Origin of the sequence: Actinosynnema sp. ALI-1.44 (assembly GCF_001984155.1) — a bacterium.
Taxonomy (GTDB): Bacteria; Actinomycetota; Actinomycetes; order Mycobacteriales; family Pseudonocardiaceae; genus Kibdelosporangium.
This window is the reverse complement of record NZ_MTQO01000014.1, coordinates 1-10,784: the sequence shown is the minus strand read 5'-3', so window position 1 is coordinate 10,784 and position 10,784 is coordinate 1. Positions and strand designations below refer to the sequence as shown.

Below are 10,784 nucleotides of genomic sequence, written 5' to 3'. Positions count from 1 at the left end.
GCACTTCTTCGGCCGCAGTCAGGAAGCCGCCTCGACATGGACCATGCCGGTGTACGGGCCGCGTCAGGGAGATCCGTGCTACGACAGCGACTTCGGCAAAGCCTCCTGCACACAGGCGTGGCGCTGGAACCTCGACTACTCCGTGGACACGTACGGCAACGCCACCGCCTACTACTACAACACCGAGACCAACTACTACGGCCCCAACAAATCCACTACCGGTGTCCGATACATCCGCGGCGGCAATCTCAAACGCATCGACTACGGACTGCGTGACACCGGCACGGGCATAGCGGGCCAGACCGCACCCCGGCAGATCACATTCGACACAGCGGAACGTTGCGACCCCGCGGTCGACCCGAAGGTCAACTGCGCCGACCCAGCTCAGATGACCACCAAGAACGCCCTGTCCTGGCCAGATGTCCCGGTCGATCAGCAGTGCAAAAAGGACGAGACGTGTAACAACCACGCCCCGACCTTCTGGACCACGCGCAAGCTGACCACGATCACCACCTGGTACAACACCGGGACGCGCCCGGTCAAAGTCGACGCTCACACCTTGAACCAGACCCTGCCCGGCCTCGGGTACGGTGACCGGGAACTGCGGCTGGACTCCATCGTCCGCACCGGATTCGGGCCAGACGGCACATCTCCGGATGGCAAGTCGATCACACTGCCGCCGGTGTCGTTCACCAGCCAGCTGTTCGACAACCGCGTGCTGGGACACAAGAACCTGCCCGCGATGGCGCACTGGCGGCTGACCAACATCGCCACCGAAACCGGGTCATTCATCAACGTCGCGTACAGCAAGGCGGAGTGCACCAAGGACACAGTGCCAGCGGACCCGTCCACGAACGACAAGATGTGCTATCCGGTCCAGTGGAACCCGCCGTACTTCCCTGACGTGATCCTGGACTACTTCCACAAGTACGCGGTGACCGAGGTCCAGGTCCAAGACCGCAACGGCATCTCCCCGACTCAGGTCACCAGTTACAGCTATCTCGGCAAACCCGCGTGGCACTACGACGACAACGAAATCGTCAAACCCACCAATCGCACCTATGGGCAGTTCCGCGGCTACGGCCAGGTCGAGGTCCGCTCAGGTGACACCAAGAACAACGTCGGAGGTGTCGCGGACAAACGGACCCTGACCAAGACGACGTACTTCCGGGGCATGGACGGCGACACCATGCCCAACAACGGAAAGCGCCCGGCCAAAGTCCGCGACTCGTTCGGCACCGAGCTGCCCGACAACGACCTCTACGCCGACCAAGCCCGCGAAGTCGAGACGTTCAACGGCGATGGCGGCCCCAGATTGTCCACCACGCTCACCGAGCCCACCACCGTCGCGACCACCGCGACCCGGGCACGTACCGGGATGTCCCCGCTGCACGCGAACATCACCGCGACCGGCAAGACCCAGTCGTTCACGCACCTGGCAGCAGGCGGAACCAAGACCACCAGCACCACCAACCGGTATGACACGGTTGGCCGGTTGGTGGCGTCCACCAGCTCCGGCGATGGCGTGCCCGATCTATGCACCACGACGCGATACGCCGACAACACCGTGACCTGGGTCCGCAACAAACCCAAAGAAGTCATCACCTCTCAAGAGATATGCCCTCAGGGCGATCCGACACCGCGGCTCATCCTGTCGGACGTCCGTACCTACTACGACACGTCCAACACCCTCGGCGAGGTCACTCTCGGCAGCGCGTCGAAGACCGAGACAGCGACCGACAACCACAACGGCACGTTAACCTTCAATGTCCTGGCGCAAGCCACGGTCGACAAGGCCGGGCGGCCGAAGTCGACTACCGACGCGGCCGGGAACATCAGCACGACCACGTACACGCCTGAGGACGGCGGCATCCTCTCGCAGGTCGTGCTCACCAACCCGAAACAGCAAACCTCGACAACCGTGCGCGAGCCGTCGCGAGGTAACACGGTTGCTGAGATCAATGTCGCTGAGCAGCGCACCGATGCCATCTATGACCCACTCGGACGGCTGATCGCAGTGTGGAAACCCGGGCAGACCAAAGACGTCGACCCGGCCTCTGCCACCTTCGACTATCTCGTGCGGCTGAACGGCCCACTGGCTGTCACCACCAGGGCCCTGGTCGACTACGGAAAAGGCACCAACTACGTCACCGCCATCAACCTCTATGACGGTCTCGGGCAACTGCGCCAGACCCAGACCGACGTCGAGGCTGGCGGTCGGGCGGTCAAAGACACCTTCTACGATTCACACGGCTGGGCCAGGATCAGCAACAACCGGTACTACACCAACGGTGCTGCGAGCACCACACTCGTCCAGGTCGCCGATAGCGCCGTCGATGACCGCACCATAGTCAACTATGACGGCTCCGGCCGCGCCGAGCGATCCACCGCCTACAAGGGACTCAACGCGACCTGGGAAACCAAAACGGTCTACGGCGGCGACCGCACCACGGTTCTGCCGCCCCAAGGCGGTGTCACGTCCACCACAGTGACCGACGTCCGCGGCCAAACGACCGAACTGCACCAATACACCACTCCACCGATGGTGAGCGGCAACGGCCACGTGACCGGCGGCGCATCACAGGTCACCAAGTACCAGTACACCCCGACCGGGCAGCAGGCATCAGTCACCGACACAGCAGGCACGACCTGGACCTACCAGTACGACTTCCTCGGCCGCAAGGTCTCCCAGGTCGATCCGGACACCGGAACCAGCACCACCACCTACGATCTCCTCAACCAGGTCACGTCCACCACCGACGCCCGCGGCAAGACCCTGTCCTACGAATACGACACACTGGGCCGGAAAACAGCTGTCCACGATGGACCAATCAATGGACCCAAGCTGACCGAATGGATCTGGGACACCCTGCAAGCCGGGAAACTCTCATCCTCGGTCCGCCACACCGACAAGGGTGACTACGTCTCGGCGGTCACTGACTACGACTACATGGGCTTGCCTCGAGGCCGCCGGACCGTCATCCCCAGCGGGGAAACAGGTCTCGCCGATACTTACCTGACCAGGTACTCGTTCACTTCGACAGGACTCTCACTCAGCGTCCAACCCGCGTACAAGGGTGGACTGCCCGACGAGATCCTACGCACTGAATACAATAAGTTCGGCCAGCCCAAGACCCTACGCGGTGACTTCTACTACGTCTCCGACACCACCTACACCCCCTACGGGGAGACAAGCCAGCTCGCGCTGTCCACACTGAACAGCTCGGCGTGGCTGACCTACGCCTACGACCCGCAAACCCGGCGCCTGAGTGGGCAGAACCTGTCCGTCCGGCAAGCCGCCGCCCAGATCAGCGACCTGAAATACACCTACGACCCTGCCGGCAACCCGACCAAAACAACGGAAATCCGCGGTCCCGTCGGGTCACCCACCCGAACCCAGTGTTACCAATACGACTCACTCAACCGGTTGTCACAAGCCTGGATCGCCACTGACGACTGCAAGAACACACCACCCAGCTCGACCACTGTCGGCGGCCCCAAACCCTACTGGATGTCCTGGACGTTCGAACCCAACGGCCTGCGCAAACAACAGACCACCCACGCCGTGCCCGGAACCACCGGCGGCGACACTGTCACCAACTACACCTACCCAGCAGTTGGCGCCAAGCAACCGCACACACTCACCAGCACCGCCACCACCGGCCCGCTGCCCGGATCCACCGGTTATACCTACGACGCCTCTGGCAACACCCTGACCCGAAGCGCGCAGTCCGGTAACCAAACCCTGACCTGGGACCAGGAGAACCGACTCGCCACCGTCACCACGCCCGCAGGCGAAACGTCGTACACCTACGACGCGGACGGCGGACAACTCATCCGCCGCGACCCCGACAAGACAACCCTCTACCTGCCCGAGGAAGAACTCGTGCGGGACAACAAGACCGGCGTCGTCACCGGCACCCGCTACTACACCCACGGCAGCGCAACAGTCGCGCTGCGCGTCGGCTCCACCGGCAACCCCCAGTACCTGCTGTCCGACCCGCACGGCACCGGCCAAATCACCGTGAACTCCGTCGGGTTCGCCGTCACCCGACGAGACCAAGACCCTTATGGCAACAACCTCGGCGACACCCAAGGCGGACCCTGGCCCGACCAACGCGGATTCCTCGGCAAACCCACCAGCGAGGTCACAGGTCTCACCGACATCGGAGCCCGTAAATACGACGCGGTCACCGGCCGGTTCATTTCCGCCGACCCCATCATGAGCCCTGCCAGCCCCGCAGAACTCAACGGCTACACGTACGGCGGCAACAACCCCATCAGCAACGCCGACCCCACCGGCCTGAAGAATTGCGGCCCTGACGGTGTCCTCTGCGGCTACAACCCAGCCGTCAACAGCAGCAGGGCAACCTACGAAAACGAACGCAAGACCTTCCTGGACAAGGAACGTAAGAAGAACGATCCCAAGTCGAGTGGTCGCTACAGCACGGGCAAGCCTCGCCGTCCGGCGTTGCGCAGCGATGACTCCTTCATCTACGATCCGGCCATCAAACCCACAGATGAGGACCATCGCAGCCGCAGTAAATGGTTGATGCAAATGTCGACGGTTAGGTCTAGCTGTCAGCCACTCAGCCTCTGGCCTTGCTATCATGATCTGGATGACGGGGTTGAAGCGTACTATTGGTATTGGGCAGGCAGGGGGAAGGATTTTCAGTTCGACTACGAGGAAGCGTACGAAGAGGATGAAGTGATCCATGCTGCGGTCGATGCTGAGATCAATCAAGCTCGGCAATCCGCTGAAGGAATTTCAGACCAGGTCGCTGACTCTAAATTTGAGATCACCGGCGACCAGATAGGTGTGCGTAATCCGAAAACTGAGAACTGGCAAAAGGCTATCGGTCAGCACGGCATCTGGGGCAGCGCCACAGTAGAACGTGCGGGAAACGCATTCAAGATGACCATTACAATTAATGCGATGGACCGCTACAACTTCAACAAGAATGAAGCTGATATCGCTACTGGCATCAAGGATTCAGAAAATGGCCGGTTCGCTCAACTGGGGTGGGCGAAGGGGTTCAACCAGTATGGTTCACTTACGCGAGAAGTAACATGGACGCGGGGTGCGCCAGCGAACCCCCAAGTCTCGAAACCGGGTAGCAGATGAGAACACATGTGATCGTGATCACGGCAGCGTTCATGACGGTGCTCGCGGGCTGTGCGGATAGCTCGCCGCAAGGCGCGTCCCAGGCGGTGCAGCCCGAAGTGCGGCTGCAAACGAACATCAAAACAGTCACTGACTTGTTCCCCAAAATTGCAGGGATTAAGGACGTGGCGTGGCTGGAGGAGGTCCTCAACCCGGAGGATCCTCGCGCCCCAGGCCCGCCCATACACGAGTTTCAGGCCCTGATCCACCTTGATGATGCGGCCAAACAGAAGCTCAAGGGTGCCGCCACGGATTGGAAACCAGCGAAACCTGACTGGATGGCTGCGGTTCATCCACTACTTAACCCCAAGATCGCCGCACCAGGTTCCTGGGTCCAATCCGACGCCTATAGCAGGGAGTTCAACTCGACCAGCCGTTATTATGGTGGCTTCACAGTCAACCTGACCGAAGGAGTCCTGTACTTCAACGGAGGTACGTGAACATCCAACGGTCTTGACGAGAGATTCTCAAACCCAACGCAGATTCAGTGCCGTGTCGGAACTTGGCGCGCAGATTGATCAGCCTGTGCTCGCTGCAATCTCGCCTTAGCGTCGTTGCGTCTGCGGTGTAGACGTTGCCGCTCGGTTCAATGCTCTGTGTCTGAGGGTTTAGAGGTTGGTGTTACGATGCTGGAATTTCACATAATGTCTTTCTGTCGTGATGATGCTATTATCGGAAGTTGAGCGGCGGAGTTGCCGAATTTGCTTGGCCTTTGGTGAATGTCGATTGCCAGGTCTGGTTAGGGTATCGTGCTGGCGCGTTTCCCCTTCTGGGTTGTCGTGGTCGCGTGAAAACTGGTTCTGACACGGTTGCCGTGATGGGCCTGGTGTCGGGGAGGTTTGATCGATAGTTGGTCACAGTTATCGTTCGTCTCGGGTGACCGTGTGCTTGCCGAAAATGTCATTCGTGCTGGTCAGGCGGCGTGGTGGTACTCGTTGGGGATGCCGCTCAGACGTGGGCGTCGGCGGATGTCGAGATCGGTGATCTTGTCCTGGCTGGTGATCGGCTGTGGTAGTGGTCGTACTGGGAGGGCGTTGGCGATGCCCTGGTGTGGCGGGTGCGAGTTGTGGAAGCGCTCGTACTCGCGGAGTGCGTGGAGCAGGTGTCTCTGGTTCCGGATCAAGGTGCGGTCGAGCAGTTCGTGTCGGCAGGTCTAAATCCAGCGTTCGACGAACGAGTTCATCCTCGGCATTTGAACACCACTCAGGACGACCTGGATGCCGGCGTCGGCGAGGATGTCGTCAAACAGTTGAGGGAATGTGCCGTCTCTGTCGCGGATCAGGAATCGTGCTCGGCAGTGGGCGTCCTCGAGATCCATGACGAGGTTGTGGGCGGCTTGGATCACCCATGCCGCGGTGGGATGGGCTGTGGCGCCGAGGGTACGGATCCTGCGGTGCGTGTGTTCGATCACCACCAGGACATACATGCGGGTGCCGGTGAGGGTGACGGTTTCGAGGAAGTCGCAAGCCAGCAGGACCTCTGCTTGTGAACGGAGGAACTGGGCCCAGGTGCTGGACGCGCGTTCGGGCGCGGGTTCGATGCCCGCGTCGGTGAGGATCTGCCACACGGTTGAGGCGGCGACTCTCACGCCCAGGACGAGCAGCTGGCCGTGGATGCGACGGTAGCCCCAGCTGGGGTTCTCCTTGGCCAGGCGTAGAACCAGGATTCGAATGGACCGGATGGTGCGCGGTCGGCCCGGTCGTTTCGGTCGAGACATCCTGGCGTGGTGCCGGCGGATCAGGTCGCGATGCCAGCGGAGGATGGTATCCGGGCGGACCAGCAGACGGAGTCTGTGCAAGATGTGGCGTGGTACCCGGTGCAGTAGCGCGGCGAGCAACGCCCTGTCGGCCGGGCTGAATCGCACTCTGGTGGCGCCGAGTTGCCGTTGCAGTACTTCGATCTGGTGTCGTAGGGCGAGGATCTCGATGTTTTTGTCCCGGTTGCTCGTCGGGAGCATGCGGAGCAGGGCGAAGGTGTTGATCAGTCCAAGGTAGGCCAGTCGCAGCAGCACGGGCCGGTCATCCTGCCGTAGTACCGTAAGTGAACGGTGCTGATTGACCGTGTACAGCATCTGACCAGCGCGGATGAGATTTTCGGCAGCCGCAGCGTCAAGGGGCGCTGACTGGGCAGAAGGAGTCCAAAGAGGAGCGTTTAACAGATCTTATCTGCGCTGATCTGCACTGAACTGGCATAGGAGCCGTGCCAAGGTTCTAGTCCTGTACTATATGTCCTTTATGGACAACCCTGGGGGTCAAGGGGTCGCAGGTTTAAATCCTGTCGTCCCGACGGTCGAAGTGAGCCCGCTGGCTCTGGGTAGATGCCCAGGTCGGCGGGCTTTTTCGTGTCCGCTTGTTGATCTTCATGGGGTCACGAACAGTTACGAAATGATCTTGAGAAGCTGTGAGCCGGAGGGAATAAGGAGCGGCTGGCTCCAGATCTTTGACTAACGCCAAATGGGGTCGTCCACGAACGGGTGTACCTTCCGAACGGGTCAGAACTGCACTGAACGTCCCCTATTCGCAGTCAACGTCGGTACCGGGTGATCACCGGAAGGCAACTGCTGTTCCCGGACGTCCGCTGTCACTGGGCGACCGCACTTGGGTCGCGCTCGGGCGGGTCGGAAGGCGGAACGGAGCTCGTCGCAGCGTCTGGCCAAGCTTGGTGGCTGCCCGGGTCGTGTCGTCGTCCGTGACGTCCGGCTGCCCCACCCCGATCGCCTCGCCAGGTCCGCCGTGACAACGTGGCCGCCCTCTCGGCCAAATGAAGCGGGACAATCGCACTAAGTGGATCGGAATGGCGACTGGGGTTTCCGTTCCTCTTGGTGCTTGGGGTGTTCGTCATGGCCATTGGCTGAGCGGTAGTTGTTGATCTAGGAACCCCCCAGTGCGGGGTGAAACGCCGGTAGGTTCCGAAGCTGTAGGCGGCGTGTCGTGTCAGAGTGTGGGCGTTGCGTGGTGTCTCTCAGTGTTGTTGGATACATATGTCCTGGTCAGGCAGGGCAGCGCTGGTTCGTGAGGGCCAGCGAGGATCGCAACAGCGTGGTGCCGATCTGACTGTTCGTGCATCCCGGCAGCGCTGGTTCGCGAGGACTCCTCGCTCACCCACACCTTTCGGCTGATCGAGGCGCAGCCACTCAAAGCCGAACTCACCGCCTCACCCGGCATCCTGGCGGTGATCACGTCCGACTGGTTCTTCGACGACGTCGTACGCCACGCATCCGGGCCGCACCAGCCACCTACCGCCCAGCCCAGGTGAGCGAGAAGGAACCAGTACCGTCGGCTGGATTGCCTTACCCGAACACCCTTACCCGCCCGATATGCAGCGCACAGCCCTGTCGCCTGTCGGGCACGTCGGTGCGCAGATGAGACTGATCGTGCCGCGACAACTTCCACTGACGGCCCGGGACTTCACCGGCCGCACTGACCACGTCGTTAGTCTTGATGCCCTGATCCCCATCCCCCGGCTCGGAGAGCCGACCGACGTCACCCGGCTTCTCCTGTTCCTCACGTCATCAGACCCGCCGTTCATCACGGGGTCGGAGTACGTCATCGACGGTGGACTCCTCCTCGGCCCCGCCCTTCAGGTCAAGACCACATGAGCACTCCGGACATGACCGGGTCGACCGACTCCGCACGGGACGCGTCTCTGTCCACCTTCCCAACCACATCCGACGAGCCATCGAGATCACCCCAGCTGCGGGCACAGAGAACGGATCCATCGATATCACGACGCTGGGGTGCCGCACCGGCCGAGCACGCCGCATCGAGATCTTCTTCTACCGAGCTGCGGGCACCACTTACCTGTGTAGCGGCGCTGGCGGTGCCGCGACCGACTGGCATGCGAACCTTCTCGCCAATCCCGACTTCACCTTCCACCTCAAGACCGGGATCTGTGCGGATCTGCCCGTACGGGCCACGCCTGTCACCTATTCAGCTGAACGTCAGGCCGTGCTGGCGGAGATCGTGGCGAATCTCAATCAGCCCTACGACCTCGGCACCATCCGGCCGACTCGGCTCGAAGACCGGGGCTGACAGCCGGCTGATGCGCATCAGCTTCCACCATCGGCCGTGATCGCGGATCCCCTCGACAGATAGGTACGTGGGGGTTGGTCGATCGTGCGACTCGTGGGCATGAATGTGCTACGAAGCTGATGCCTCTCACACTGTTGCAGGTGGAGGAAATCTGGAGAGTCCACGGCGTCTGGACCGTAGTCAACTGCAGTGAACAGCACGCCACAGGATGGCCGTGACGTGACGATTCGTCATACTGACAGGTCACAGACATTTTGATCACCACCCTGGCAGTGTGGGGGTCAGGGGTTCGAATCCCCTCAGCTCCACTCCTTGATCGAATCCCTTCAAACCCTGTCGTTTTAGCAGGTCGGAAGGGGTTTACTCGTTTGTGAAACGATCATTCGTGATCATCTCCAGATCCAGTCGGAACCGATTCGGATCGATCCGGTGGAGGATTTCTGGAGGATTGATCTTGCCGTCGCGACCGCGTGAAGATCCACAGCAGCTTGTTTGTGATCAACATGCGGTCGACAGGTGCGATATGTAGGACTTTCCGGACGCCGTGGCTGTGACTTCCCACCACTTCGTCGTGGTGGGGGTCACGCTGACCGGTTGTGGTCTGGCAGCGCTGGGTTGGTTGTTGCACGGGCCTTGTGCCATCGGCGTTCCAGGCATCGCATGAGGCGTCGTTCGACTTCTGGGGCGACGTGGCTGTAGGTCTCGACGATGCGGTTGTCGAGTCGGTGGCCGAGGCGACGGGCTTGGGCGATCTCGGGGATGCCGTCGGCGATCATCCAGGTTCTGTGGCTGTGTCGTAGGCCGTGGAAGGTCAACCCAGGCCGGACAGGGTAGGTGCGTGTCGGTGGTTCGGCCTTATGCAGGTTGCCGTCGATAGCTGGGCGGAACATCCGGCGGTCGAAATCGGTGCGACGTCGCCACCAGCCGCGCGGCGTAGGGAACACGAACTCGTGGTCATGCGAGTCCAAATGCTCCCGTAGCAGGGTGATGAGGAACGGTGGCAGTGTGATGGCGCGCGCGGATGCTGGGGTCTTGGGTGGTCCGAGCCAAAATCCGTGCGCGCCTTCATGGAGGCATCCGACGTCTGGGTCGATCACGATGCAGCCATCGTCGAGGTGGGTGTTGGCGCGTTGGAGTCCGGTCATCTCGCCCCAGCGGGCGCCAGTCCAGCCGGTGGTGATGACCAATAGCCAGTCGGTGTGGTCTCCTAGTAGGGTGTCGCTGCTTAGTTCAGGTGCCTGTGGCTGGGAGGCTGTTGTCATGGCCTCCCAGTTGAAGCGGCCGGTCAGGTTGTCGGCGCGGGATCGTGAAGAGTTGCTCCGGCTGACCACCATGGGTGTGCACCCGGCATCGTCGATCAGGCGGGCGCGGGTGCTGCTCGCGTTGGACACCTCGGTGGGCGAGCCTGAGCCGAAGGACGTGGTCGCGGCGCGGCTCGGGGTGTCCGGTGAGATGCTGCGGCTGGTCGCGAAGCGGTTCGCCGAGACCGATGGTGACGTGCATGCCACGATCTTTCGCAAGAAGCGTGAGCTTCCGCCGGTGCCGTCCCCGGTGACCGGTGAGGTCGAGGCCCGGCTGATCGCCCTGGC

8 protein-coding genes are annotated in these 10,784 nt (G+C 61.6%); 5 read left to right on the top strand and 3 right to left on the bottom strand.

Going from position 1 to position 10,784, the window contains the following annotated elements:
* Positions 1-49 precede the first annotated feature (49 nt).
* Positions 50-5,125 carry an RHS repeat domain-containing protein gene (locus ALI144C_RS00170; protein WP_237773865.1) on the top strand — a complete coding sequence of 1,692 codons (5,076 nt, stop codon included), beginning with the start codon at positions 50-52 and terminating at the stop codon, positions 5,123-5,125.
* 8 nt (positions 5,126-5,133) lie between these two features.
* Complete coding sequence (locus ALI144C_RS00165; protein ID WP_076984922.1) at positions 5,134-5,604, top strand: hypothetical protein; 471 nt, start codon at positions 5,134-5,136, stop codon at positions 5,602-5,604.
* A gap of 473 nt (positions 5,605-6,077) precedes the next feature.
* Here the strand turns inward: ALI144C_RS00165 and ALI144C_RS57080 are convergent, their stop codons facing one another.
* Positions 6,078-6,287, bottom strand: a complete 210-nt coding sequence (locus tag ALI144C_RS57080) for an integrase (RefSeq protein WP_237773864.1) — start codon at positions 6,285-6,287, stop codon at positions 6,078-6,080.
* Positions 6,288-6,317: 30 nt separating this feature from the next.
* Entirely contained in the window at positions 6,318-7,235 is a 918-nt protein-coding gene (locus tag ALI144C_RS00160; RefSeq protein ID WP_237773863.1) for an integrase, read from the bottom strand.
* A gap of 1,290 nt (positions 7,236-8,525) precedes the next feature.
* On the opposite strand from ALI144C_RS00160, the gene ALI144C_RS57075 reads away from it, so the two are divergent.
* Both ALI144C_RS57075 and ALI144C_RS00150 read left to right on the top strand, forming a co-directional pair.
* Positions 8,526-8,762 carry an SDR family oxidoreductase gene (locus ALI144C_RS57075; protein ID WP_237773862.1) on the top strand — a complete coding sequence of 79 codons (237 nt, stop codon included), beginning with the start codon at positions 8,526-8,528 and terminating at the stop codon, positions 8,760-8,762.
* Positions 8,719-9,195: a nitroreductase/quinone reductase family protein gene (locus tag ALI144C_RS00150; protein ID WP_202818803.1), complete on the top strand. Its 477-nt coding sequence runs from the start codon at positions 8,719-8,721 to the stop codon at positions 9,193-9,195. Before ALI144C_RS57075 ends, ALI144C_RS00150 begins: the two co-directional genes overlap by 44 nt.
* A gap of 581 nt (positions 9,196-9,776) precedes the next feature.
* On the opposite strand, the gene ALI144C_RS00145 is transcribed toward ALI144C_RS00150, so the two are convergent.
* A complete protein-coding gene (locus ALI144C_RS00145) occupies positions 9,777-10,382 on the bottom strand; it encodes a tyrosine-type recombinase/integrase (protein ID WP_076984921.1) in 606 nt (201 codons plus the stop codon).
* Positions 10,383-10,455: 73 nt separating this feature from the next.
* Between ALI144C_RS00145 and ALI144C_RS00140 the strand changes: the two genes are divergently transcribed.
* Positions 10,456-10,784, top strand: a 329-nt coding sequence (locus ALI144C_RS00140) for a helix-turn-helix domain-containing protein (RefSeq protein WP_441297520.1), incomplete at its 3' end; no start/stop codon positions are given.

Coding starts and splice junctions, on each gene's coding strand:
- ALI144C_RS00160 (WP_237773863.1), bottom strand. CDS start 7,235: ATGCTGTACACGGTCAATCAGCACCGTTCACTTACGGTACTACGGCAG.
- ALI144C_RS57075 (WP_237773862.1), top strand. CDS start 8,526: ATGAGACTGATCGTGCCGCGACAACTTCCACTGACGGCCCGGGACTTC.